This window comes from Oscillatoria sp. FACHB-1407 (genome assembly GCF_014697545.1).
Classification (GTDB): Bacteria; Cyanobacteriota; Cyanobacteriia; order Elainellales; family Elainellaceae; genus FACHB-1407.
Genome location: NZ_JACJSA010000033.1, coordinates 18,322 through 41,911, shown reverse-complemented (window position 1 = coordinate 41,911; position 23,590 = coordinate 18,322). Strand labels below are relative to the sequence as shown.

Genomic DNA, 23,590 nt, shown 5'->3' with positions numbered 1-23,590 from the left:
ACTGCTAGCATGAAAAGCAACCACCTGACTCGCCTGATCTCCTGCCATGACCGCAGAACGGTTAGCCAAAATTCCGCCCCTTGAAAGCGGCGCACCCGGAAGGCATTTTTTGCAGTCGGCAATTCCCAGGACTATGGCTGGCGGGTGAAGCCCTCTTGTCTGGCAATTTGGGAAAGGTACTTCGTGTTCTTGGACAAGGAATCGGAGTCCAGAGCATGGGGAATTTATGACCTCTCTTTAATCCATCGTCCTCAGCACGTTTGAAAAACTTGGCAAATTTCAAGGTATTCAACGGGTAACTTGGTACGCTTGGGAGAAGATGTCTTTCCCATCCGTACCCCCTCTTTCATGCAACAACACCCAACAAAGGTGGCAATCTAGTGCAAAACTGGAGACAGTCGTTACATCAATCAAGATGCCCATTGAAACCTGGTTTCCGCTAGCGATTTATTATGAGGATTTGCCAGATGCTTCGGAACATCGACAGCCTTTGATTGAAGCAGTCCTGGATTTAGAGCAGGAAGGGATCGAACCTCAGAATTATAATGAGATGGCGTGGACGGGAGATATTCACGGTGTCAATCAAATTCATACTCATCCAGCTTTTAGCTGGATTGTGGAACAGGTTGAGCAGCACACAACGACGTATCTTGAAAACATCGGTGTAGATCTCAGCAAAGTCGATTTATACATTCAAAGAGCATGGCCCATTGTCTCTCGCACCGGGCAGGAAGTTGGGGCGCATTGCCATAACACGGCTCACGTCAGCGCGGTTTACTACATTCAAGTGCCCACGGATGAGGTGAGCGACCCAGGGAGCCTGCTTTTTTTCAATGATGCACGGGTGAATGAGGTGTGTCCGGGATTGGGCAGTGAAAACACAGACATCGTCGATGCAGAGAACGATCTCAATCAGCTTTATGTGGCTTACCCGCCTGTCGAAGGGCGGTTGCTAATCTTTCCAGCAAAGCAACGTCATGCCGTTAGCATGAACGAAACTCAGGAGTTACGTCTGTCTCTGTCGTTTGACATTGTATTGACAGCCACAGGAGATGTTGCAGGAGCATACGAGTTTCTCACCCCACCGCCCAATCAGTGGAAAAAATTTAAGTGTTAAGAGTGGTCAAAAAGCGTGTTAAATGACAGCTATGGCTGGCGAGCGAAGCCCTCCTGTTTGGCAATTTGAGTGAGGTACTTCAAACGCATGTGATTGACGCAAGCAGTTTGTCTTCTTTCGCGGTAATGTGTCCACGTTTAATAACATATTTGCGAGATGCGCGTGTGGCGATCGCCTCTGGTATTGAGCCAGCCGCCAGGACAACAAAATCAGCGATCGCCCCTTTTTGTAAGCCGTACTTTTCTATTCCTAAAACCGTTGCGCCGCCAATGGTAATCATGTCAAAGGCAGTCATGAGATCAGCGTCCGTTAAAAAGTTAGAACGGTAGGCAATCAGCATGGCTCGTTCTAACATGTCGGCGTTACTGAAAGGACACCAGGCATTGCGGACATCATCAGATCCTGAAAAGACCGTAATCCCTGCTTGCCGCAAACGAGCAATCGAAGGAAAGGGATGATGTCCTGGTGCATTGGTCATGATAGCGATCGCAGCGTTGGCTAATTTTTCTGCGGTTACATCTGCCAGATCCGAGGGCACCATCCCTAAACAGTAGGCATGGCTGACGGCAACGCGCCCTTGCATTCCGGTTGCGATCGTCCGTTGGGCAATCTGCTCAAGTTCGTAAATGCCTAAATGACCGGGGTCGTGTAGGTGGATGTCAATGCTAACGCCGTGCTTGTCTGCCAGACGAAAAATCTCATGAAGATGTCCGCTCACATCTTGATCAATGCCTGCGGGGTCAAGTCCACCGATTAAATCAGCCCCTTCAGATAGAGCAGCGTCTAATAGTTCCAGGGTTCCCGGGCAAGAGAGTAAGCCGCTTTGGGGAAAAGCAACGATCTGAATATCAACAAAATCTCGATAGCGATCGCGGACTGTAAGCACCCCTTCTAAATTGCGTAAGCCAACTTCAGGATAAATGTCTACGTGCGTGCGAATTAGCGTCGTCCCTTGTTGAATTGCCAGTTCTGTTAAACGGGAAGCCCGTTCCTCAACCGGAACTTTGATTTCTCGAAGCATCTGTTTTTCGATTTCAACCCGCTGCCGCACGGTGTTCCCTGGAATATGCGATTGCCAGGACGTGCCCCAGAAAGTTTTGTCCAGATGAATATGTCCATCAACCAAACCGGGACAAAGCAAGTTGCCTTGTATATCCAGCTTTTCCTTAGCTGTGCCAAGATTTTGATCAGGAGGCGCGATCGCATGAATGCGTCCACTTTTAACCGCAACTTGAGCCAATGATCCATCCGGCAACTTAGCTTGCTGGATCAACAGGTCGAAGGTATCCAGTCCCATGTCTACTTATCTACTTTTAACTACTCATATCCGTCGAACTGCCCCCTAGCCTCCCAATTCTGGGGGGAACCTCTCCGGAAGTCCCCCGGAATTGGGGGATTTAGGGGGCAAAAAAGGCTTAAACGAAGTCAGTCTGGGCTTATGTGTACACAGTCGTTTGCTATTCACTGGGTTTCCCTAATGACTCTGGTGCACCAACGGAAGCTCTTGTGGGAGAACACGTCAACACCATGACCGCCAGCGTCAGCACATAGGGTATGGAATTAAACACGTAGTAATAGGAGTCCACCCCCACCGATTGCAAAGCGGGACCTAATCCCTGAGTTCCACCAAATAGAAGTGCGGCGTAGAGACACTGCATCGGATTCCAACGAGCAAAAATCACTAGCGCGACTGCAATCAGCCCCTGTCCACTGGAAATATTTTCGTTCCAGCTCCCCGGAAAGTAGAGGGACAGGTAAGATCCTGCCACTCCCGCTAAAAAGCTGCCAAAGACAATGCACAGTGCCTGTACCCGACGAACAGGAATTCCCATCGCCCTGGCTGCGGCTGGACTTTCTCCCACCGCTCGCACCATCAAGCCCCATCGCGTAGAGGTGAAGAACCACTGCATCAGAGGGGCGATCGCCAGTCCTAACAAAAGCAATGGACTGATCATTAACGCAGATTTGACTTGCGGTAAATGGCTCCACTCTCCAAAACGAATGGCAAGCAACTGGGGGGCGATCGGTTGAATGTAAGGCTTACCAATGTAAAAGGCTAACCCACCTCCAAAGAGCATCATGGCAATGCCCACAGAAATATCGTTGACTCTGCGCTGTTGCACGAGCCAGGTATGAATGGCACCTAACCCCATTCCGGCAACTCCGGCACAAACAACCCCTAGCCAGGGTGATCCGGTGTGATAGGAAACGGCGTAGGCACTCATCGCACCCATCAGCAAAGTTCCTTCTAAACCCAGATTGATCTTGCCGCTTTTTTCCGTCAAACATTCTCCTAAACTGACAAACAAAAAGGGAACACTGCCCCGCAGTAAGCCACCTAGAATTGCCAGGGGCACACCCCACCAACCGAGAGATTCAGGGGTCATTGATGAACTCCTTGCACGGTAGACGAAAGCGGATCAAGGGGTTGAGCAGGGGCGATTACCCCTTCGGGGAACTGCGAAGCAACCGCGTCATCATCGATGATGGCGGGTTCTTGAAACCAGGGAAGCTGACCGTAAAGCGACTCACTATACAGAATCACCAGGAAGATCAAGCCTTGAAAGACTAGAACCGTCGCATCGGGCATTCCATGAGCGCGTTGCAAAATGCTGCCGCTGGCTAAGATACCGCCTAACAAAGTAGAGACTAGAACAACGGCTAAGGGATTCTGTTTCGCCACAAAAGCAACCAAAATTCCGGTATAGCCATAGTTTGAATGGAGCGCGCCATTTGCCCGTCCATGTACGGCTGCCACTTCCACCATGCCTGCCAATCCGGCACAGGAGCCTGCCAGAAAGCAAATGGCTAAGGTCAGTTTGCCAACCGCGAGTCCAGCAATTCGGGCGGCGCGAATATTGCCGCCAACGGTGCGAATCGCAAAACCGAAGGTGGTGCGTTGAATCAGGACATAGGCGATCGCACACACCACCAACCCGTACAGCAGCCCGTAATGAATCCGAGAACCGGGAAAGTCCCCCAGTTGCAAAGCCTCTGCTAATGGATAGGTGGAGGGTTGGTTGAGCGAACTGGGATCTCGCCAGGGGCCCTCAACCATATGGTTGAGGAAGGCGATCGCCACATAGTTCAACAGCAAACTACTGATGGTCTCATTCACCCCTCGGTAGTGACGCAATGCCCCAACCAGCATGATCCACAGTCCACCTACTGTGATGCCTGCGATCGCCATCGCCAGCAGTGCGATCAGAGGCGGTGCCTTTGCCATTCCCAATCCGGTCACGGCTGCCATTAACCCGCCTAAGACCAACGCACCTTCGTTGCCAATCACGATTAATCCCAACCGAGCCGGGAGGACGGTACAGAGGGCACTCAGCATTAAAGGGGCTGAACGAATTAAGGTATTTTGCCAAGAAAACCAGGAGGCAAAGGCTGCCTTGTAAATGGAAGCATAGATCGCCAAGGGGTTGTATCCCTGAATGGCACAGAACAAACCAAATAGGAGAAGGGCAAGGGCGATCGCCCCGACTGGGATGCAAATGGACTCTAAAACGGAACGCCAACGACGCAACATGGTGAACAATTTCCGTTAAGCGGTGATTTGTCCGATTACCCCTTCAACCAGCCAATCCATTTTTTCAAGTTCAGGATCACCCGGCTTGTATTCCGTTCCAGTGGGGATCACAACTTTACCCGTATTGTCTTTCAATTCTCCCTTGTAGACCACCAGGGAGCCATCTAACAATCCAGTTTTGGCGGTTTCGGCATCTTGTTTGGCTGTCTCACTGACGGCTGCTCCATAGGGTGACAGCTTGACGAAATTATCCTTTAAGCCGCCCAAATATGTGTGGGGAATACCGCCATTCATCAGTGTTTTGCCCTCCTGAATCATCTTGGCGTAGCTAGAGTAAACCCCCGTCCAATCCCATTCAGCCCCTGTGAGATACCCTTTGGGAGCTACGGCAGACTGGTTTACCGCATTGCCGCTGCAAAAGATGCTGCGTTTTTCTGCGGTCTCCATCACGACTTTGGCATTGTCTACGTTGCAGGTGACGACATCGACTCCCTGATCTGCCATGCTGTTCACGGCTTCCGCTTCTTTGACCGGGTCAGTCCATGCACCTGTGATGATGAGTTGAGTGGTGGCACTGGGATTAACCGATTTCGCCCCTAGCATCCAGCTATTGAGTGTACGCACAATTCGAGGAATCGGTTTTGCCATAACAAAGCCCAGCTTGCCTGTTTTAGACGTATGCGCGGCAACCGTTCCAGCAATGTAGTATGCCTGATCAATAAATCCAAAATAGCTGCCCACGTTGGCGGGATGTTTGCCTTCCTCGTACAGCGTGCCACAGTGGAAAAACTGCACCTCTGGAAATTCCTTCGCTAACTCCAAAATATGCGGATCGAAGTAACCAAATGAGGTGGGAAATAAAACTTTCGCGCCATCTTGAACGATCATGCCTCGCATGGTTTCAGCAACCGCAGTCGTCTCAGGCACACTGGCTTCTTCCACGACTTTGACTCCAGAAACCTTCGCCACTCCAGAGGCTCCTTCGGCGTGTGCCTGGTTCCAACCATAGTCGTCTTTGGGACCCACATAAATGAATCCCATCACCAGGGGTTCTGCCGCACTACCAGGAGATGTTGTCGTTTCTCCAGTACTAGCCGTTGGAGTAGATGAACAACCCGTCCACAGGTGGGAGGTTGCACCAAAGGCTCCAGTTGCCAGCAGTCCTCGAATGACCTGACGACGGGTAAATGGAAAACGATGTTGAGTCATGGGCGAATCCTCTTAGCAACAATCATGGCTGACGAAGTGCTTACAAAGTGCAAGTGACCGCATTATCAGATTGGGTTGAAGGGATGTCGATACCAAAAGTTCAACCTGTTTTTGTAACGTTTTGGATCAAAGTTCCAGGTTTGTTCCAGGTGCTGCAAATGGCTGGAACTGAAAAATGTATGATGCAATACCTCAAGTCCTCTCAGTTTCTCCAAAGATGAATGACAAGCAGCGTTGCAATTTTAATGATTGAATGGTGAGCAACTCTCCGCAAGATGGCACCGAATTCTCCTTCCTGGCATTCATAGACGCTCTGGTGTTTGCCAAGACGGGAAGCCATTTGGGGGAAGCCCAACGGGCACTGTTAAGTGCATCCTGGTTAGGTGAGCGACGGAACTATGACCAGATTGCAGACGCTTGTGGCTATTCAGCCCATTATTTGCGGAAGCACGTCGGACCTGATCTCTGGCAAATGCTGTCGAATGTGTTGGGCGAGAAGGTCACTAAAATCAATTGCCGAATCGTAATTGAGCGACAGATGGCGTTGTCACCGCGCCCCCTAAATCCCCCAAGCTTGGGGGACTTTACAAATTCAAGTTTCCCCCAAATTTGGGGGGCTAGGGGGGCAAACCCACCGCCGATCGCCCCCTATTACGATTGGGGTGAAGCCTCTGATGTAGAGGTGTTTTACGGACGCCAGACCGAGTTGGATCTTCTTCTAAAATGGATAGCGGCTCGTTGTCGGTTGATTGGCGTATTCGGGGTTGGGGGAATTGGTAAAACTCATCTGTCTATTAAGCTGGCTCAGCAGGTGACGGATTTTGATTGTGTTATCTGGCGATCGCTCCGTAACGCTCCACCCTTAACGGAACTACTGGCAGACTTGCTGCAAACGATCACGCGATCGCCCCAACTCACCTTACCGGATGCAACCGAAGTTCGACTAACACTTCTACTAGAACACTTGCGATCCATGCGCTGTTTACTCGTTCTGGACAATGCAGAAACGCTGCTTAAAGGAGGAGAATGCAGCGGACAGTACCGTGAAGGATATGAAGATTATGGACAGTTTTTTAAGAGAATGGGGGAAACAAACCACTTAAGCTGTCTATTACTGACGAGCCGAGAGAAACCGAAAGAATTTGGGGTAATGGAAGGAGAGACCTTACCCGTGCGATCGCTGCACTTAAAGGGACTCTCTCCTGAGGATGCACAACAGATTATCGATGCAAAAGGAATTCAGATCGGATCTGAAACGGTTAGTAACGAGTTAGTCTACCGCTATGGGGGAAATCCGTTAGCCCTAAAGATTGTCACGACAACGATTCAAGAGTTGTTTGATGGAGATGTTTCTCAATTTCTTCAAGAAAATACAGCAGTCACCTCAGAAATTAATGAACTGCTGGATCAACATTTTGCTCGTCTTTCAGCCATTGAGAAAACGGCTTTGTATGGGTTAGCCGTTGCTCGTGAACCTCTCTCGCTGACCACCCTCTGTAGTGATTGGATCGCACCTCCCCCTCGCCACCAAATTTTGGATGCACTCAAATCGCTAGGGCAACGCTCCTTAATTGAAAAACACGACGGATTGTTTAGTTTACAACCTGTGGTGATGGAGTATGTCGGCGATCGCCTAATCACTGCGATCGCTCATGAAATCATTCAAAATCGAGAAAGCTTTGAGCTTCTCAATCAACACATCCTACTCAAAGCAGAAGCAAAAGATTATATTCGAGAGATACAAAATCGACTGATTCTAACACCATTATTAGAGCAGTTGTTGAAACACTTTAAAGTAAAACAAAACTTAGAAAAACACCTGGAAAGTATCCTGAATTGGCAACGAAACAACTTTCCCCTCGAACCGGGATATCTGGCAGGTAACATCCTCAATCTTTTATTACAACTGGGAACGGATCTCAGCGGTTATGACTGTTCCCATCTCACCATTTGGCAAGCCTATTTGGAGGGTGCAAATCTAAACTACGTCAACTTTGCCTATTCAGACCTCTCTCGTTCCGTTTTGACAGAAACCTTTGCCAGTACGCTTTCAGTTGCCTTCAGTCCAGATGGTCACTATTTTGCGACAGCGACAACGGATAACGATATCTGTCTCTGGCAAACCAAAGATGGCAAAAAAGTGCGAGTCTACCAGGGGCATCGCGGTTGGGTTCACTCCGTGGCTTTCAGTCCAACCGATTCCATCATTGCCACTGGTAGTGAAGATGAAACAATCCGTTTATGGGATATGCAAACCGGACAATGCCTGAAGACGTTGAAAGGGCATCAGAACTGGGTCTGGGCAGTGGCGTTTAGTGCCGATGGACGATGGTTAGCCAGTAGCAGTAATGATCAAACCGTGCGCTTATGGGATGTCCAAACCGGAGTTTGCTTGAGAGTGCTCGAAGGGCATCAAAATTGGGTCTGGTCAGTGGCATTCAGCCCAGATCAAACGTTGCTTGCCAGTGGCAGTAACGATAAAACGATCAAGATTTGGGATGTGCAGACAGGTGAGTGTGTTAGGACATTGTTAGGGCATACAGACTGGGTACAATCGGTTGCTTTTAGTCCAATCACTTCTCTGCTGGCCAGTGGGAGCCGTGACCAGACCATCAAACTGTGGGATGTGCAGACGGGAGCTTGTGCTGTCACCCTGCAAGGGCACACCAACTGGGTACAGTCAGTCACCTTTGATGGAACGGGAACCCTCCTGGCGAGTGCCAGTAATGACCAGACCGCCAAACTGTGGGATCTGACAACGCATACCTGCCTGCGAACCTTTCAAAGCCCAATTCAAGATATTTGGTCGGTGGCATTCAGTCCAGATGGTAAAGCTCTGATTTTGGGAGGGAGTGACCAGACCGTACAAATGTGGGATGTGCAGACTGGACAATGCCTCAAAACGTTACGGGGACATATCAGCGGCATCCTATCGCTTGACAGCAGTGCTGACGGACGCTACCTGGTAACCGGGGGCAGCGATCGCACCGTTCGCCTGTGGGATCTGAAACTAGGACAGTGCATTAAAACCCTGAATGGACATACCAGTTGGGTGCGATCGGTTGCTTTTAGCCCGCAAAATCACATGATTGCCAGTGGCAGCAGCGACCATACCATTCGCCTGTGGGACAGTGTGACGGGGGAGTGTCTCAAAATCCTGCAAGGACACGATAGCTGGGTGCGATCAGTCAGGTTCAATCGAGATGGAAAACTGTTGGTCAGCGGTAGTACTGACCACACCATTCGTTTATGGGACGTGCAAACGGGGGAATGTTTACATCGCTTAGATGGGCATGACAGTTGGGTCAGGTGTGTTGCCTTTTCACCCCAACCCTCTCAAACGATCATTGCTAGCAGTAGTGATGACCAAACGATTCGCCTGTGGGACAGCCATTCTGGAGAGTGTCTGCGGGTTTTAGCGGGGCACACCAGCGGTATTTGGGCCGTTGCCTTTAGCCCCGATGGTTCTCTGATCGGCAGCGGCGGAGACGATCGCGTTGTCAAGATTTGGGATGTGCAGACAGGGGAATGCTTGAAAACCCTTCATGGACACGAGAACTGGATTCAGGCGATCGCTTTTAGCCCGGATGGAACCTGTATCGCCAGTGGTAGCAATGACCAGACAATTCAATTATGGGACACGGTCACTGGCGAGCGATTGCAAGTTCTCCAAAGTCACCATAATCGGATTTGGGCGGTCGTTTTTAGTGTGCCTCCTGATGGCAGGAGCGATCTCAATAGTGTGTTGATTAGCGGCAGTGAAGACGAAACCATTCGCATCTGGAATCCGTCTACCGGAGATTGCTTGCAAAGCCTGCGATCGCCCCGTCCTTGTGAAGGAATGAACATTTTGGATATCAAAGGACTCACCAATGCTCAAAAGTTCGCACTCAAAGCGTTAGGGGCGATCGAACTGCGTATAGAACCACGAGAAATATCCTTGCAGCAGCACTAATTCATTCAAAACTGTCAGATTTGGGTACTCGAATCCTAACCGATACTAATTCCCACTCACTACCTTACGGAGACGTGGATCTCCCCAACCAATTTGCGATCGCCGTATCGAGGGAGAATAACCCGCCACCATTGGTCAAGAAGAAGCTAAACCACAGGGCATACAGGGAAGCCGTTTCCAATGGGGGAATGTGCAAGCCATCTTTTTTGAGATGAAAGAATATTGCAATCAGCATGGTAAATAGCAAGATTAAGGCGTTGAGCCGAGAGAATAATCCAACTACCAGCAGAATCGAACTCACAATTTCAGCGTAGGCAGCACAATAGGTGAAGAAAACCGGGTAAGGCAAGCCAATAAAACTTACAACTCCGTCTGCAAACCCCTGCACATCTGCCAGTTTGCTAAATCCGTTGTGGATCATTAGTAAGCCCACCGCCACTCGTGCAATTGTCCAAGCGACCTGAGCAGGGCGATTTTCAATCGCAGTAGATTGCAGAGTGGCACTCAGTAACATTGGTTTTGGTTGAATTGCAGTCATTACTCGAAAGGATTCCATTAAGGTTTTATTGATTTTCACCCATACTGCCTAGCTAATGCTATTGTCCCAAAGGTCTTAGCGATCGTTCACTGTGGGAAAAAACAGGTAATGCCAGATGGAGGGCGAGCAATTCCACAGTCAAATGCGATCGCTCAACCCCAGACTCAAGACGGCCAAGGCTTGGCTACCTGCTGAATCAATTGGGCTAACTCTGCGATCGCCTGAGTTGCCTGCTCTGTTGTACGTTGCCGATTCAGTCGTTGCAGCAGCACCCTGGAATTGTGTAACTTTACCGCCACGATCGCCTTGGCTTGCTTCAACATAAACTCCTGGTCCAATATTGTAAGGACATCTGAGAGAGCCAAGAGAGCCAGAACCGTTGAGCGAACGGGGGTTGTTTAACACAATAGTCGGTTCTTTTCACCAGCGTTTGTCCGGTAGCGAGGACAAACGCAGTGGCAAGAACACCCGCTATGGGATGGAAAATGCAGCCTTGAGCGCGTTTAGCGTGTTCTTCACCCAAACCCCTTCATTTCTGGCCTATCTGCGCATGATGGAGGGCCGCAAGGGCAACAGTAATGCCCAAAGCCTGTTTGGTGTCCATCAGATTCCAAGCGACAACCAAATCCGGGACTTGCTCGATCCCGTGGCCCCTGAGCACGTTTTCTCTGTGTTTGAGGAAATCTTGCAGGTGTTGAAACAGCAGGGGCAGGGTGACTGGAGCGGCGATCGCGGCAGCGATTTACCCTACCTCAGCGATCACACCACGGACAAGATTAAAGTTATACCCTCTAGCTTGCGGTAGATTCAAAAGACGAATCTATGAGCTTCTAATTACGGTACGCTGCTAGTTTCATCCTTGACTTCGGTTTTAATGACGAAAGCCCTTAATTCGACCATCTTGTCGCCGCGAAAACGCCAGACATCGCAGTACGAGTAATGATCCGCCCTCCCGTCTGCGTCCTTCAGTGTAATGTCGCCAACTGCCGTGACGAAATCACCCTCAGCAATTAAGTTGGCGACCGTAAACTTTGGCGGCTCTATGTATGTCTCTGCCATATATTGGCGAACAGCTTCTTTTCCGTTAAGGGTCTTGTCCCCTATGAACGTCCATTTCGTGTCGTCAGTGCAGAATGACAAGAATCCTTCATAGTTGCCCGCAGCGTTCGCCGCATTTGCCGCTTTTAAAGTGGCTTTATTGTTTTCTGACATCTGAATTTCTCCTTTGTGCAAATCAAAAAGTGGTGTGAGTTGTTGTTATGCTGTTGCCCCTCACTGGTTCACTTCTAGTGTTGCGAACACAAAGTTCTGCAATGTAGGAGGTTCGGGGGCTTCGCCCCCAAGAAGGGGTGGAACCCCTTCACCCCTTTCAAAACTTATTTTTTGCTGTACTAGGGACTGGTAAACGGCTTACATTGAATCGCCTTCACATTTTGCAGATAGTTAAACTGTGGCTCGAAGCCAGTCGGACAGAAGATATAAACATTGTCCTGAGATCGGCTAATGACTAAACGATAGCTGGGTGGAATCCCTTCAGCACTTTCGATCACTTCGATTCTGGGAATTACTTGTGAACTGACTTGAGCCAGGGATGGAAACTTGCACAGTAGGAGTGCGCCAAACAGAATTGGGATCGCGATTGTGGTTGTAGGTGTGATTTTGGTTGAAAGAATCTTTCGGTTCATGAGAAATCTCTGGCTTATGGTTGTGTAATGTTCTATTGTTTCCAGGGAAGCGGCGATCGATAGGGGTTTTCGTGCATATCCAGGACTCCCCAAGTTGTAGGATTGACTTGCCCTGTGACTGGAATTTCGTACCGTTGCTGTAAATCTCGTATCGCAGAAGCTGTAATCTCACCAAAGATGCCATCAACGATCGCCCCTCTTGGATTGCCTAATCTCACGCCTGCGGCTCCTAAAAAGCCATTGTCTTGAAGGATATGCTGCAACAGTTCCACGTTTCTACCGCGATCGCCCTGGCGCAAGGTGGGTAAGGTTAAATCAGTGTAGGCAGTGGCGATCAGAATGGGGGAGGTTTGCTGTGAAGAAATGCTGTGTGCGATCTGCGCTTCGTAGCAGTGCTTCGCGATCGCGGGATGAGTGAATGAACCTCCGAGCAACCCTGTCGCGATCGTTAGTACTCCGAAAATGAGTTGAAGTTTCATGATTGTCCTCCTGATGGATCAGTTCTAGTTAGCATCAATTTTGTGTCGCAGTTATGACTCCATCTGCTTGCTCTGATCGGTGTAGAGCAGTGTTGTCGCTGATGCAAAACTCACGAAACAATTGCAGTAACGCGGATTTCAACCCGCATCGTTGGCAGCCCAAGTGCCGCGACTCCTACCTGCGTCCAAATGGGGGCATGGTTGGGCATGTAATGGCGATATAGCCTGACCATCACCTCATTAACTTCTGGGGGCAACCCACCAGCATGGTAAGAATTGACATGAACAACATGCTCCCAGCCTGCCCCGGCAGTTGCCAGGGTTCGCTCTACGTTCCGAAACGCCTGGGCAATCTCGTCCGCAAGCAATTCGGGAATTTGCAGATTGTCATCCCAGCCGCCTTGACCAGATGTCTCCACGCGATCGCCAATTTTTACGGCTTGCGAGTAATGCAAGTTATTCAGCATGTATTCCCCATAACCGGGGGTAACAAAAAACTTGGGCTTATTCATGGTGTTCCTTGTTCTGATTTAGACACTAATGTTCAGGAGCTTATTCTCTGTACCAGATACGTACACATTGAAAGCAATTGATTGCAAGACCCTGACTGATCATCACTGGGTAGAAAGCATTACTGGTCGTCACTCCGTAGACATCATCACTTGTGCCTTCAATGCGATCGGGTAAAACAACAGTTTCAACATTGATCACCTGTATTGTTGTACTTGCAATCCACTGATTGACCTCACTCACAACCTCAGAGAAGGATTCATACTCGGCAGGTCCGCCGAAAGGTCCCCGTTCAGTAATCCGAGGCGCAAAATCTTTGTACTTAATCATTTGATTCACCATCTAAAATTGCAGAGTAGCGAACATGGTGTTCCTACTCGTGAACCTATTGGCGCTGAGTCGTGCGTACAGCACAGCATAGGATGTGGGTCAGCGGTCTCCCGTTGGCAGGGTGAAGCTCGGGGTGCCGGGGGATAGCTTTTCCGTGAACTCCTGCCGGTAGAGCTCCAGCCACGGTGCCGGGTCGCCGGGCGTTGGTGTGTCATTGGCCGGATCGTCCAGGGCGAGTTCAAGCCACGCGTCGCGGACGATGATCGTCTCGTAGGACGGCGTGTCGATCCAGTCGTTTGCGAGCGCAAACCCTGGCTGGATGGTGCCGACCTCGACGGCTAGCGCATGGCCGACGGGCAGCGTCCAGTCCGTTGACCGCAGCTCGAAGCTTGTCGTGCCGGGTTTCACCACCGCCACCTGCTGATTGAACATGACGGCGCTGCCATCGGGGGCAACGTCGTAGAGATCGACCATGACGTTGCCGGAACCCTCGATCTCAAGCGATATCCGTGGCGTGCCGGTAATGCGAACTGGGTGCTCAAGCGGCGCAGACCAGACGAAGAAGCGGTTGGGAGCCTCGGCTGCGGGGTCGGCGAGCAGGCCGTCGTCCAGATACGACCCGCCGCCAAGCGGGATGGTGGCGGAGTACTCCACAACCGGCCAGGTGTCCTGGGCACGCCAGGCACCGGTACTGTCCTGCACAACGTAGGCTGGGTAGGCCACGGTCGGTTCGACGCCCTTGAGGTGCTGGTCGTAGAAGGAGATCACCTCGTCGAACCAGCCCTCGCGGCCCATCTCCAGCCGCCCGTCCACAACAAAGCGGTCGTTGCCCCGCACGTGCGCCCACGGGCCGAGCCAGCCGCGCTGTGGCCCCTGGTGGTTCGCGAGAAACTCCTCCATCGCCTCGGCTTCAGTACTCCACTCGAGGAAGCCCTGCGTGAAAAACAGTGGCGTGTCGGTGCCCTTGGCCTGCTCCGCCAGGTCACGGGTCGTCCAGTGATCGGACTCGGAATCGGCGATCTGGTATTTGACCAGGTTGTCAAATTGGCAAAATAAGCCTGGGTTCGTCTTCTCGTACTCGGCATTTGTCCGGTAACGCTCGTCGTCGTCCGGCATCTGGGGCAGCATGGCAATGGTGTTATAGACGCTGGGGATGCTGACAATCGTCGAGCGGGGAACACCGTTCGAGCGGAAGTTGCGGTACACGTCCCAGATGGGTTCCTGCGCGACGACCGCCTTAAGCGCGTCGTGATTGAGGTTGTTGCCGATCAGTCCGGTGATGGCGTCGGCGGACTTGCCGTACATCCCGACAGCACCCGTCGACCAGGGCTGCGTCGCGGCCCAGTCGATTGCGGCCCTGACATCGGCCTGAGCACCCGGTCCCGCAAAGTCCATGCATCCGGTGGAGCCGCCGAAGCCGCGCAGGTCCACCATGACGAAGGCGTAGCCGCGCTCGAACAGGTTGGTGCCGGTGATGAAGTCGTGGAAGCGAAGGGATGGGCCGGTGTGCGCGTGGTTTTCCAGTGCCATTTGGCCGGAGTGCCCCAAGTACGGCCCGACCACCAGAATCACCGGCACCTTCTGACCTGCGGCCAGTCCTTCAGGCAGGAGCACATCGGCATGCAGCTCGACGTCGGAGCCGTCCGAGGACGGAAAGTAGTGCTGCGTCCAGGCCGCGCCTTGGGGAACGCGGTCGTTCTCGACGTGCGTGACCGCTTTGTCGGCAGAGGCAACCGCAGCAGTCACGGTCGCCTCTGGCGTGTGTGGCTGCGTGGCTGTAGGCTGCTGCGCCTCCACCGGAACGCTCTCCGGTGCGGGCTGCTGCGCGGCTGCGAACTGGCCGCAGACACTGAGGGTAAGCCCCATTGCCCCAGTCATTAGCAAGTTGCGGACGTAGGTTTTGCGGGTGAGCAAGGATCTCTCCTTAGCAGAAACCGTTGCCCCTATGTCGTGCGTGGGTCGGTCAAGATCTCGTGGGTGATTAGAAGAAACTTGAGACATAGTTGATGAAGTCCTTTGATACATCTGCTGATGGTTTTACGAATGGACGAGATCACCGACAACCCCTCCGATCGCTCTGGAAAACGGGTTCGGATGCCTCGTCGGGTTTGAACACCTTGTAGGCGATCGCCAGGAATATAGGTATTGCAACCAGCACCGATAGCGCCACATAGGTCGCGTGGAACTCACTGATTTTGAACAGAGTCGGTGTAGTCAAGGCGCTTCCATCTCTGTTGATCACGAGTATGCCAATGATGTTGTTTGCGTTTGTCTGTGACCAACAGCCTATATTCGTGCTGGTGCAGAGGGTTTATTAGCTGGTTTTTGTTGCATCAAAAATGGAACTTTATGAGTTCAATGCCTTTTCGATACGGCGATCGGGAATGAGCCACAGAACTGCAACCAGAACGTATAATCCACATGCAAGCCAAGGGATTGCAAAAGCAAGTAGAATTGTAACTGCATAAGTCAATACTGATAACTTGCCTTTAAAATTCCGACCAAGAGCGGTTGCAAGTGTGGAATCTTGACCGTGGTAAAAAACAAGTGTGCGGGTCAGAGCGAAGTAGGCGATCGCAGCCAACAATAGAACCACACCATAAAGCGCAACAGGCAACGCAGCAAAGTGATTTTCACCCATCCATGCGGTGACAAAGGGAAATAATGATAGCCAGAACAACAAATGTAGGTTTGCCCACAACGTTGAACCATTCACTTGTCGGACTGCCTGAAACAGATGATGGTGATTGTTCCAGTAGATACCAACATGCACGAAACTCAACACATAGCTTAGAAAGGTTGGAATCAACGGACGTAGTGCAGCTAAATCTGACTCATGAGGTATTTTTAACTCCAGCACCATAATGGTGATAATAATAGCGATTACCCCATCACTGAAGGCTTCTAACCTACCTTTAACCATTTTCAGAGGCCAGCAACAACATGACATCTGCATGAGCTAACACGACATCGGGGTGGCGTTGTAACGCCATGTTGTATTTCATCGCAAACTCATCGCCCGATTCATCGGGGCTGAGCAGTGTCCGAATGTCACTGTCGATCGCTTCAATTGCCTCTGATGTAACAGGTTCATCGGCATGAAGCAACTCATCGATTTGGACAACCAATTCTGAGAGTCGATGCAACCAGGCAAACTGCTCATGACTAATCACCAGTTGTAGCAATTCACCTCCAGAAACATGCCCTCGAACTTGCTCATAGGTAAGACGCTCAGTCTCTAGTAAAAGCTTGTGCAGATGCAGTAGTTTGATTCGCAACTCACTCAAGCGTTGATGTTGACTAATCTGATATTGAGATGTGTTAAGCATCAATTCGTCCCATCCTTCCTGCCTGGTAGTCGTTGATTGCCTGAGTAATTTCAGCTTCAGTGTTCATGACAAATGGACCGTAGCGTACGACTGGTTCGTTAAGGGGTACACCTGCAATCAGCAGAAGATCTAGAGGACGCTGAGCATCAGCAGGGTTGGCGATCGCCACATCTTCTCCATCTTGAGAAAAGAGCACCATCTGCCCATCATCACCAGGTGCTGGCTCTGTCCCAAATAACCCAGACCCCTCCAGTACATAGACAAAGGCGTTGTACTCTTTTGGTACGGGCTGAATCATCGTTGCCCCTGGTTGCAGGGTGAAGTGGAGGTAAGTTATCGGCGTGCGCGTCTGAATTACGGCTTTTGCCCCTAACGCTTCTCCCGCAATCACCTGCACCGTCACAGACCCATCTTCGGTTTGAGCGACCGGAATCTGAGCCGCTGGAATTTCCTGATAGCGGGGCGGCATCATTTTGTCTCGTTGTGGCAGATTGACCCATAGTTGAATGCCGTGGAGCCGTCCACCCGTTTGGGTAAACATTGACTCCGGCATCTCGGAATGCACGACCCCCGCACCTGCTGTCATCCACTGGACATCACCCGGATTTAGTAGCCCGGCGTGCCCCGCAGAGTCTTTGTGTTCTAACCGTCCATCCAAGACATAGCTGACGGTTTCAAAGCCCCGGTGCGGATGATCGGGTGCACCTTTTGCCTGACCCGGCTTTAGATTAATCGGACCCAACTCGTCGAGGAGAAGAAACGGGTCAAATTCAGAGAAGCTACTTTTGGGAAAGGGCCGACGGACAAGAAATCCGGCCCCTTCCAGTGTTTCAACGCTGTTGATGACTCCGGCAACGGTTCGAGACGTTTGAGTGGGGACAGTCATAGGATTGCCTCTTTAGAACTAGACAAATTGTGTATCATTTGAGCTTGACTCAGCGGGGTGAATCACAGCGTTGTTTCACAGGACAGGAATCCGGCAAGTCACTGATTATTTCTGTTGAAGAAAGTCCAGCAACAGGGGATTGATCTGATCGGCGTGAGTCCAATTGATGGCGTGCGGCCCACCCGGAATGACAACCAGTTGACTGTTTTTGATCAGCTTTGGCAGTCTTGCTGCGGTAGACTCAAGCGGCAAAATGCGATCGCTATCTCCATGAATAATCAGAGTCGGTACATCAATGCGGGGCAGATCATCGCGGAAATCGGTGAGCCAGGAAGGTACACAGTCCAAAGTCCCTTTGGCAGAAGCCCCTGCTGCTACATTCCAACTGGCTTGAATCGCTTCATTGCTGATACGGTCACCCAACAACACATCCACATTGAAGAACGCTTTGAAAAATTCAGAAAAGTAAGCTGGACGATCTGCAACGATCGCTTTCATAATGCCATCGAAAACGCTTTGGTCAACGCCCTCTGGATTGTCGTCTGTCTTTAACAGAAACGGTGGAACGGGAGCCATTAGCACGGCTTTCTGCACCCGCTCTGAGCCGTATTTGCCAAGATAACGTGTGACTTCACCGGTTCCCATTGAGAAGCCGACCAGCACGGTATTTTGCAAGTCAAGCTTGGTCATGAGTGTATTCAAATCGGCGGCGAAGGTATCGTAGTCATAACCAAACGAGGGTTGGCTGGAAGCACCAAATCCTCGGCGATCGTAGGTAATCACTCGATATCCTGCATTCAGTAAAACTAAAACCTGCTTCTCCCAGGAATGTCCGTTCAATGGAAATCCATGAATCAGTACAATCGGTTGTCCTGTCCCCAGATCTTCGTAGTAGAGATCGATGGTTGCAGAGTTTTCTTGACCAACAGTAATGTAAGGCATGAGAGGTTTCTCCGTTGTAAATTGATGATGTGTTTTTGTCTGTTGCATCAGAGGCTATGTTAGGCAGCAAAATCACCGCGCACCCCGGCTGACGCGACGAAACCAGATCCCACTTGCTGCTCCTGCTAAAGCGATTGTGGAGTAAGCCGCTAAAATAGCGACTCCAACAGGAATTAACGGACCGCCGGACAGAAAACAAAGCATATACGTCAGTTGACCAAGAATAATACCGGCATAGTGCGACCAAACATGTTTAGGTCGAGCAAGTCCAACGACAAGGCCAACAATAAGAAGTGCTGCGGCATAATAAAAACCTTTCGCATCCCACGGTTCGACCTGCCCGGATAAAAAGGGTGACAAGGCCCAGACCATTGCGCCGCCCACAAACGAGAACAGAAAATTTATCGCTAACTCTCTTTTCATTAGACCTTATCGGTAATAAAGTGCTCGGCATCTCAAGGGACAAATAGGCTGCAAGAAGATAGCGTTCCGGTGCAGCGCATGGTAGGCGTCGTAGGCTGCTATTACACCTCAAACTCCGGCTGGTTCGGAGCGATTTTGATGGCCCAAGTCCCCTTCTGGCTGAACGTGCGAGCGGTCGCGAAAGTATCCTCCATGAACTGAAAGTACACGATCTTCCCGTTGCGTACCTTGGCGTGGATCGAGAACGGTGAGGTCGCCGCCTTGCTCAGCGAGACCGAGCGGTACGTGAACCTGCCGAACACCGCAACGTTCTCGCCTTCACCGAAGAGGGCGGTAACGGTGAAGTCCTCATGCGTCCACCATTTCGCAACCCCGGAGAACGTATCGATGAACGCTTGGGGACCTTTAGAGGTTCCCGTCCAAGGCAAGATTTGCTTCAGTTCAGGGTTGTCGAAATTCAGGGAAATGTATGTTGCATCCTCCGCAACGAGCCGTCGGGCAGCCGCCTCGACCTTTTCGATTGCCGTATTCGCCAGAAACTCTTTGATCACTTCGGTCGGTTGGGTACTCATGGTAATGATTCCTTTCTTTAGTTTTGTGGTGGTGAGTTAGAAGACACTTTGGACATCATCAACTCCTAAGTTCTCTTTGTCTTAGTTCACTTGAGTGTAGTCAGTTCCAACACTCAATTTCTTGCAGATTCCTATGGAGTTTCTGATGGAGTTAGCGAACCAATTTCAGTGTTGCTTTAGAGGATGCCTGAAAAGCGTTTAATGTTGCCTGAACCGCCCCCCTAGCCCCCCAAATTTGGGGGGAAATCTGCCTCAAAGTCCCCCAAACTTGGGGGATTTAGGGGGCCAAATGCAGAACTGTAGATACTTCTCAGGCATTCTCTTAGTGAGTCGCTTGAAGTGCTGTATCAAACATTTCGCACTGCCAATCGACTATTGCGTTACATACCCACCATCTACCATCAATGTTTCACCTGTTGTGAACGATGCCAGGTCAGATGATAAAAACAGGATTGCATTTGCAGCTTCAAGCGGCGTGCCAATTCGCCCGATCGGGTGGAGTCCTGTTATATAAGCTTTGACCTCATCCTGCCCACCTGTCGCTGCTTCAAACATCTCTGTTTCGATTACCGCTGGTGCCACGACATTGATGCGAATCCCCGCTTTGGCATATTGAAGCGCAGCCGCTTTTGTTAAGCCTATGACTGCACTTTTACTCGCAGTGTAGAGGGGGAAGGCAGGAAATGCAACGACTCCATTCGCAGATGCCGTATTGACGATCGCACCACTTCCCTGTTTCAACATCTGAGCAATTTCATACTTCATCGACAACCAAATGCCTTTAACATTGACGTTCATCGTGCGATCGTATTCCGCTTCTGTTTGCTCAATCAAAGAGGGATTTTCGCCGATCGTTCCTGCATTGTTAGAAGCAATATCTAACCGACCAAAAACGCTAACCGCTTTATCAACCATTGCTTCAACATCGGCTTCTTTCGTGACATCGGCTTGCACAAAAATCGTCTCTCCACCAGCTTCTTGAATCAATCGAACTGTTTCTTTACCTTCGTCAATTCGACGACCCACCACCACTACCTTTGCTTGTTGTTGGGCATAGGCGATCGCGGTTGCTCTACCAATTCCCGATGTCCCTCCCGTCACTAAAGCAACCTTGTCTTTAAACATCATGATAGTGACCTCTTGTTGTGAATGGTTATGTTACTTGCGTCAAAAACTCAATGAGCAATACCTGTAGGAGCCAGCAATAAGAAACGCCTTCTACAACCGGGATGAGTACGATCCTGGCTGCGTGCCCCATAAATCCAGTCCCGCCAGTTCCATGCCGATCAATACTGACCTACGGCGATCGGCAACTCACGTTCAATGGTTCGCAATCGTTGCGAAAAATCATTCAAGATACGTTGACGAACTGCATCTGTTTGGCGAACGGGGGCATAGACAATCTGCGGAGCAAGAACGTCAAAGCCAACGAATTGCAGCATCCCTCGCTGAATTGGGCGCAGAATAGCATGGATATCACCGTTAAAACCGCCTGCAAGATACTCCTCTTCTGTGCTACCTGTGGTCAACGAGAGCATTGCTTGCTTACCTCGAAATCTGCCCGTTTCATACATATGTCCACTACCGTAAACACGCTCCATAACAAAGACGCGATCGACCCACCCCTTCAAAATTGCAGGGACACTGAACCACCACAAAGGGAATTGCCAAATCATCAGATCGCACCATTCCAGTTTTTGGAGCTCAGCTTCAATTTCTGGAATGAATCCTCCAACTTCAATGGCATACATCTCTTCAAGTTGCTGCTTAAAGTAGTCAGGATCTTTGACAGACGTAAAGTTGCGGCGATCGGATGCAGGGTCAAATCCCATGGTGTGGAGATCTGAATATTGAACCTCATGCCCAGAGTCTTTGAACGTGTCAATTGCTGTCTGAAACATTGCTCCGTTAAAACTTTTCGGCTCTGGGTGTGCAAGAACAATCAAAACTTTCATGTGAGTTATCTCGTTTTCTAAGTTTCTAAACTTTTGCTAGGGCTGAATAATCCAGATAGCCTTTTTCACCACGGGTATAGAACGTAGCTGGGTCAGGCGAGTTGCGATCCTGGTTGCAAAATGGCGGGTTTAGGCATTGATATTTGCTGACTCCTACACTTAGTACAACTCGTCATAAATAAGGGTGGGAATTTGGGGTGCAGGGGTGGAACCCCTGGCTGGGGGCGCAGCCCCCACACCCCCCTGGTTTTATCTCCAAACCCTATCTGTGAATCACAGTACTTAGTCGCGATCGATTAGTGTGTTTGAAGGTAAGTTGGGATTGATCGCCTTACGCGCACTATCAACGCCCACGACGGGAAGTGTACCCGGATCGAGCAAGCCGACTTGAACCAATACACTTGCCTGATCCCAGTAAATGTGTTCGTGGGCTATTTTGCCGTCACGAAACCGAATAATCGCAACTACTGGCAATTCAACCCGTTTTCCAGTGGGAGCAACACCGGGTAATATCCATTCCATCCAAACAGTATGAGTAAACTTAGCCACCATTTCATCCACGAGTTGATCGGTTCCGATCGTGCGCGAGATTAGGGTCAACTCCATATCTGGCGGCATCTGTGGAATGAGGTATTTGGAATAAAACTCGTGCAGTGCTGGTTTCCCAACTCCCCCAATCATTACCGGGATGTGGTTAACGTAAGCCTCTTCAACCATCGTAGCGAGGGCATCTTCAGTACTGCGAGTGCCAAATTCGTACTGTAAATGCTCTTCCCAAAGTGCTTGCAAAGACTCCTGGGCTGGTGTCAGATGGGTAGTTGCTTGTAAACTTGCTTGTCCGTCTACAGTTTGCTCTTTGACCATGATTAAATACTCCTGGTTTATCTATCTAAAGTGTTGAGTAACCTGTGATGTAGCTCGTAGCATCAGAACAGAGAAAAATAGCAGCGCGTTTTTATCACTCAGTCAATTGCAGAACAATCTTGCCTCGCATTCTTCCCTGTTCTAAACGTTGATGAGCTTGAACGATGTCGCTCCAAGGCAGAACTGAATCAATGACGGGTCGAATCTGGTCGCGTTCAATCAGGTTTCTCAGTGCGTCCAATTTGTCTCTATACTGAGGGCTGAAAACGAAGTGAATCGTCAAATTCTTACCCCAGGCATCAAGCAGTGTTTGAGGGGTTGCAGTATCGACAATTGTGACCAGTTTTCCAAATGGACGAATCACCTCTGAGCTACGTCCAATCGTGTCTCCTCCAACCGTGTCTAAAACCAAATCAACACCCCGACCATTCGTTTCTCGGCCAATCACTTCAATATAATTTTCTTGCTTGTAGTCGATGGGATAATCTGCACCCAGCTTCTTAACAAAGTCAAAGTTTTCTGCACTGCATGTTGTATATACATAAGCACCCATTGCTTTCGCCAGTTGAATTGCGATCGAACCGACTCCACCCGCTCCAGCATGAATTAGAACTGTTTCACCGACTTGTAAATTCCCTCTGGTTACAAGGCAATCCCAGGCAGTTCCTCCTGCCAACGGCAAGCAAGCTGCCTCAACATGGGTCAAATTAGTCGGCTTAACTGCAACGATGCTTTCCTCTGCAACGTGGTATTGAGCATAACTACCAAACTCGCCAAAAATCTGGGGTGAGTAGTAAACTTCATCTCCAACTTGGAAATGAGTGACTGCCTCTCCAATCGCTTCAATCACACCCGAAACGTCAACTCCGATAATTGCAGGGAGACGCACTAAATCTTTGTAGTCACCTCGACGGGTTTGATAATCAAGGGGATTGAGCGAGGTTGCATATACTCTTACCAGAACTTGGGTCGCTTTTGGAACTGGCTTCGGTATGGTTTGAAATTCAAACACCTCAGCACTACCAAAAGCAGTCAGTACCGCAGCTTGCATGTACTCCATATCAGCCTCATTGCCTTCAGCGATCGCCGCATTTCCCTCTAATAAAACTGCTTTATTTTTCTCAGACATTTAAATCTCTCCTTTATTCCAAGTGGATGCTTTAACAGAGCAGTCTCTCAACCAACACATCCTTTTCTTGTTTCAATCAAGATTGACCTTCGGCATAGAATCAAACTCCGAACTGTTCTATCCCCTCATGCCAGC

25 protein-coding genes and 1 pseudogene are annotated in these 23,590 nt (G+C 50.2%); 3 read left to right on the top strand and 23 right to left on the bottom strand.

Annotated elements, in window-relative coordinates:
• Nucleotides 1-415: 415 nt before the first annotated feature.
• On the top strand, nt 416-1,117 hold the full coding sequence (locus H6G89_RS31805; RefSeq protein ID WP_190514026.1) for a TIGR02466 family protein: 702 nt from the start codon (nt 416-418) through the stop codon (nt 1,115-1,117).
• A gap of 79 nt (nt 1,118-1,196) precedes the next feature.
• Here the strand turns inward: H6G89_RS31805 and H6G89_RS31800 are convergent, their stop codons facing one another.
• The 4 genes from H6G89_RS31800 to H6G89_RS31785 form a co-directional block, all read right to left on the bottom strand.
• The gene (locus tag H6G89_RS31800) at nt 1,197-2,414 is read right to left on the bottom strand and encodes an amidohydrolase family protein (RefSeq protein ID WP_190514025.1); all 1,218 of its coding nucleotides are present in this window, start codon (nt 2,412-2,414) and stop codon (nt 1,197-1,199) included.
• Between the two features lie 160 nt (nt 2,415-2,574).
• Nucleotides 2,575-3,504: an ABC transporter permease gene (locus tag H6G89_RS31795; protein ID WP_190514024.1), complete on the bottom strand. Its 930-nt coding sequence runs from the start codon at nt 3,502-3,504 to the stop codon at nt 2,575-2,577.
• On the bottom strand, nt 3,501-4,649 hold the full coding sequence (locus H6G89_RS31790; protein ID WP_190514023.1) for an ABC transporter permease: 1,149 nt from the start codon (nt 4,647-4,649) through the stop codon (nt 3,501-3,503). The genes H6G89_RS31795 and H6G89_RS31790 overlap by 4 nt, the downstream gene beginning before the upstream one ends.
• A 15-nt stretch (nt 4,650-4,664) precedes the next feature.
• Nucleotides 4,665-5,858, bottom strand: coding sequence for a BMP family ABC transporter substrate-binding protein (locus H6G89_RS31785; RefSeq protein WP_190514022.1), 1,194 nt, complete (start codon nt 5,856-5,858; stop codon nt 4,665-4,667).
• A 253-nt stretch (nt 5,859-6,111) separates the two neighbouring features.
• Here H6G89_RS31785 and H6G89_RS31780 point away from each other — a divergent pair, with 253 nt between their 5' ends.
• Nucleotides 6,112-9,813: a WD40 repeat domain-containing protein gene (locus H6G89_RS31780; RefSeq protein WP_190514021.1), complete on the top strand. Its 3,702-nt coding sequence runs from the start codon at nt 6,112-6,114 to the stop codon at nt 9,811-9,813.
• 64 nt (nt 9,814-9,877) lie between these two features.
• Here H6G89_RS31780 and H6G89_RS31775 read toward each other — a convergent pair whose 3' ends face one another.
• Entirely contained in the window at nt 9,878-10,351 is a 474-nt protein-coding gene (locus H6G89_RS31775; RefSeq protein ID WP_190514020.1) for a DoxX family protein, read from the bottom strand.
• Nucleotides 10,352-10,515: 164 nt separating this feature from the next.
• Nucleotides 10,516-10,716, bottom strand: coding sequence for a CRISPR-associated endonuclease Cas1 (locus H6G89_RS31770; RefSeq protein ID WP_255519560.1), 201 nt, complete (start codon nt 10,714-10,716; stop codon nt 10,516-10,518).
• Between the two features lie 41 nt (nt 10,717-10,757).
• Here H6G89_RS31770 and H6G89_RS31765 point away from each other — a divergent pair.
• Nucleotides 10,758-11,063 (top strand): annotated as a pseudogene (locus tag H6G89_RS31765) (ISNCY-like element ISAtsp9 family transposase); the annotation flags it as partial.
• 122 nt (nt 11,064-11,185) lie between these two features.
• Here H6G89_RS31765 and H6G89_RS31760 read toward each other — a convergent pair.
• The 17 genes from H6G89_RS31760 to H6G89_RS31680 form a co-directional block, all read right to left on the bottom strand.
• Complete coding sequence (locus tag H6G89_RS31760; RefSeq protein ID WP_190514018.1) at nt 11,186-11,563, bottom strand: nuclear transport factor 2 family protein; 378 nt, start codon at nt 11,561-11,563, stop codon at nt 11,186-11,188.
• A 179-nt stretch (nt 11,564-11,742) separates the two neighbouring features.
• Nucleotides 11,743-12,036 (bottom strand): hypothetical protein, encoded by a 294-nt coding sequence (locus tag H6G89_RS31755; protein ID WP_190514017.1) that lies wholly within the window; start codon nt 12,034-12,036, stop codon nt 11,743-11,745.
• Nucleotides 12,037-12,068: 32 nt separating this feature from the next.
• Nucleotides 12,069-12,515 carry a peptidoglycan-binding domain-containing protein gene (locus tag H6G89_RS31750; RefSeq protein ID WP_190514016.1) on the bottom strand — a complete coding sequence of 149 codons (447 nt, stop codon included), beginning with the start codon at nt 12,513-12,515 and terminating at the stop codon, nt 12,069-12,071.
• Between the two features lie 110 nt (nt 12,516-12,625).
• Nucleotides 12,626-13,027: a RidA family protein gene (locus H6G89_RS31745; protein WP_190514015.1), complete on the bottom strand. Its 402-nt coding sequence runs from the start codon at nt 13,025-13,027 to the stop codon at nt 12,626-12,628.
• Between the two features lie 40 nt (nt 13,028-13,067).
• Nucleotides 13,068-13,355, bottom strand: coding sequence for a hypothetical protein (locus tag H6G89_RS31740; RefSeq protein WP_190514014.1), 288 nt, complete (start codon nt 13,353-13,355; stop codon nt 13,068-13,070).
• A 99-nt stretch (nt 13,356-13,454) separates the two neighbouring features.
• A complete protein-coding gene (locus tag H6G89_RS31735) occupies nt 13,455-15,269 on the bottom strand; it encodes a CocE/NonD family hydrolase (protein WP_199337051.1) in 1,815 nt (604 codons plus the stop codon).
• A 139-nt stretch (nt 15,270-15,408) separates the two neighbouring features.
• The gene (locus H6G89_RS31730) at nt 15,409-15,573 is read right to left on the bottom strand and encodes a hypothetical protein (protein WP_190514013.1); all 165 of its coding nucleotides are present in this window, start codon (nt 15,571-15,573) and stop codon (nt 15,409-15,411) included.
• A 129-nt stretch (nt 15,574-15,702) separates the two neighbouring features.
• On the bottom strand, nt 15,703-16,278 hold the full coding sequence (locus tag H6G89_RS31725) for a TMEM175 family protein (RefSeq protein ID WP_190514012.1): 576 nt from the start codon (nt 16,276-16,278) through the stop codon (nt 15,703-15,705).
• Nucleotides 16,271-16,684, bottom strand: a complete 414-nt coding sequence (locus tag H6G89_RS31720) for a hypothetical protein (protein ID WP_190514011.1) — start codon at nt 16,682-16,684, stop codon at nt 16,271-16,273. The genes H6G89_RS31725 and H6G89_RS31720 overlap by 8 nt, the downstream gene beginning before the upstream one ends.
• Nucleotides 16,677-17,570, bottom strand: coding sequence for a pirin family protein (locus H6G89_RS31715; protein WP_190514010.1), 894 nt, complete (start codon nt 17,568-17,570; stop codon nt 16,677-16,679). Before H6G89_RS31715 ends, H6G89_RS31720 begins: the two co-directional genes overlap by 8 nt.
• A 105-nt stretch (nt 17,571-17,675) precedes the next feature.
• On the bottom strand, nt 17,676-18,512 hold the full coding sequence (locus H6G89_RS31710; RefSeq protein ID WP_190514009.1) for an alpha/beta fold hydrolase: 837 nt from the start codon (nt 18,510-18,512) through the stop codon (nt 17,676-17,678).
• 72 nt (nt 18,513-18,584) lie between these two features.
• On the bottom strand, nt 18,585-18,935 hold the full coding sequence (locus tag H6G89_RS31705; RefSeq protein ID WP_190514008.1) for a hypothetical protein: 351 nt from the start codon (nt 18,933-18,935) through the stop codon (nt 18,585-18,587).
• Between the two features lie 101 nt (nt 18,936-19,036).
• Nucleotides 19,037-19,507: a nuclear transport factor 2 family protein gene (locus tag H6G89_RS31700; RefSeq protein ID WP_190514007.1), complete on the bottom strand. Its 471-nt coding sequence runs from the start codon at nt 19,505-19,507 to the stop codon at nt 19,037-19,039.
• Between the two features lie 372 nt (nt 19,508-19,879).
• Entirely contained in the window at nt 19,880-20,635 is a 756-nt protein-coding gene (locus H6G89_RS31695) for an SDR family oxidoreductase (RefSeq protein ID WP_190514006.1), read from the bottom strand.
• 158 nt (nt 20,636-20,793) lie between these two features.
• Entirely contained in the window at nt 20,794-21,462 is a 669-nt protein-coding gene (locus H6G89_RS31690) for an NAD(P)H-dependent oxidoreductase (RefSeq protein ID WP_190514005.1), read from the bottom strand.
• A 282-nt stretch (nt 21,463-21,744) separates the two neighbouring features.
• Nucleotides 21,745-22,326 (bottom strand): ester cyclase, encoded by a 582-nt coding sequence (locus H6G89_RS31685; RefSeq protein WP_190514004.1) that lies wholly within the window; start codon nt 22,324-22,326, stop codon nt 21,745-21,747.
• 94 nt (nt 22,327-22,420) lie between these two features.
• Complete coding sequence (locus H6G89_RS31680) at nt 22,421-23,455, bottom strand: zinc-dependent alcohol dehydrogenase family protein (protein WP_242060214.1); 1,035 nt, start codon at nt 23,453-23,455, stop codon at nt 22,421-22,423.
• Between the last annotated feature and the right edge of the window lie 135 nt (nt 23,456-23,590).

Excerpts from the sequence above, each read along its gene's own strand:
- H6G89_RS31805 (WP_190514026.1), top strand. The coding sequence starts at position 416 with ATGCCCATTGAAACCTGGTTTCCGCTAGCGATTTATTATGAGGATTTG.
- H6G89_RS31800 (WP_190514025.1), bottom strand. The coding sequence starts at position 2,414 with ATGGGACTGGATACCTTCGACCTGTTGATCCAGCAAGCTAAGTTGCCG.
- H6G89_RS31795 (WP_190514024.1), bottom strand. The coding sequence starts at position 3,504 with ATGACCCCTGAATCTCTCGGTTGGTGGGGTGTGCCCCTGGCAATTCTA.
- H6G89_RS31790 (WP_190514023.1), bottom strand. The coding sequence starts at position 4,649 with ATGTTGCGTCGTTGGCGTTCCGTTTTAGAGTCCATTTGCATCCCAGTC.
- H6G89_RS31785 (WP_190514022.1), bottom strand. The coding sequence starts at position 5,858 with ATGACTCAACATCGTTTTCCATTTACCCGTCGTCAGGTCATTCGAGGA.
- H6G89_RS31780 (WP_190514021.1), top strand. The coding sequence starts at position 6,112 with ATGGTGAGCAACTCTCCGCAAGATGGCACCGAATTCTCCTTCCTGGCA.
- H6G89_RS31775 (WP_190514020.1), bottom strand. The coding sequence starts at position 10,351 with ATGACTGCAATTCAACCAAAACCAATGTTACTGAGTGCCACTCTGCAA.
- H6G89_RS31760 (WP_190514018.1), bottom strand. The coding sequence starts at position 11,563 with ATGTCAGAAAACAATAAAGCCACTTTAAAAGCGGCAAATGCGGCGAAC.
- H6G89_RS31755 (WP_190514017.1), bottom strand. The coding sequence starts at position 12,036 with ATGAACCGAAAGATTCTTTCAACCAAAATCACACCTACAACCACAATC.
- H6G89_RS31750 (WP_190514016.1), bottom strand. The coding sequence starts at position 12,515 with ATGAAACTTCAACTCATTTTCGGAGTACTAACGATCGCGACAGGGTTG.
- H6G89_RS31745 (WP_190514015.1), bottom strand. The coding sequence starts at position 13,027 with ATGAATAAGCCCAAGTTTTTTGTTACCCCCGGTTATGGGGAATACATG.
- H6G89_RS31740 (WP_190514014.1), bottom strand. The coding sequence starts at position 13,355 with ATGATTAAGTACAAAGATTTTGCGCCTCGGATTACTGAACGGGGACCT.
- H6G89_RS31725 (WP_190514012.1), bottom strand. The coding sequence starts at position 16,278 with ATGGTTAAAGGTAGGTTAGAAGCCTTCAGTGATGGGGTAATCGCTATT.
- H6G89_RS31720 (WP_190514011.1), bottom strand. The coding sequence starts at position 16,684 with ATGCTTAACACATCTCAATATCAGATTAGTCAACATCAACGCTTGAGT.
- H6G89_RS31715 (WP_190514010.1), bottom strand. The coding sequence starts at position 17,570 with ATGACTGTCCCCACTCAAACGTCTCGAACCGTTGCCGGAGTCATCAAC.
- H6G89_RS31710 (WP_190514009.1), bottom strand. The coding sequence starts at position 18,512 with ATGCCTTACATTACTGTTGGTCAAGAAAACTCTGCAACCATCGATCTC.
- H6G89_RS31705 (WP_190514008.1), bottom strand. The coding sequence starts at position 18,935 with ATGAAAAGAGAGTTAGCGATAAATTTTCTGTTCTCGTTTGTGGGCGGC.
- H6G89_RS31700 (WP_190514007.1), bottom strand. The coding sequence starts at position 19,507 with ATGAGTACCCAACCGACCGAAGTGATCAAAGAGTTTCTGGCGAATACG.
- H6G89_RS31695 (WP_190514006.1), bottom strand. The coding sequence starts at position 20,635 with ATGATGTTTAAAGACAAGGTTGCTTTAGTGACGGGAGGGACATCGGGA.
- H6G89_RS31690 (WP_190514005.1), bottom strand. The coding sequence starts at position 21,462 with ATGAAAGTTTTGATTGTTCTTGCACACCCAGAGCCGAAAAGTTTTAAC.
- H6G89_RS31685 (WP_190514004.1), bottom strand. The coding sequence starts at position 22,326 with ATGGTCAAAGAGCAAACTGTAGACGGACAAGCAAGTTTACAAGCAACT.
- H6G89_RS31680 (WP_242060214.1), bottom strand. The coding sequence starts at position 23,455 with ATGTCTGAGAAAAATAAAGCAGTTTTATTAGAGGGAAATGCGGCGATC.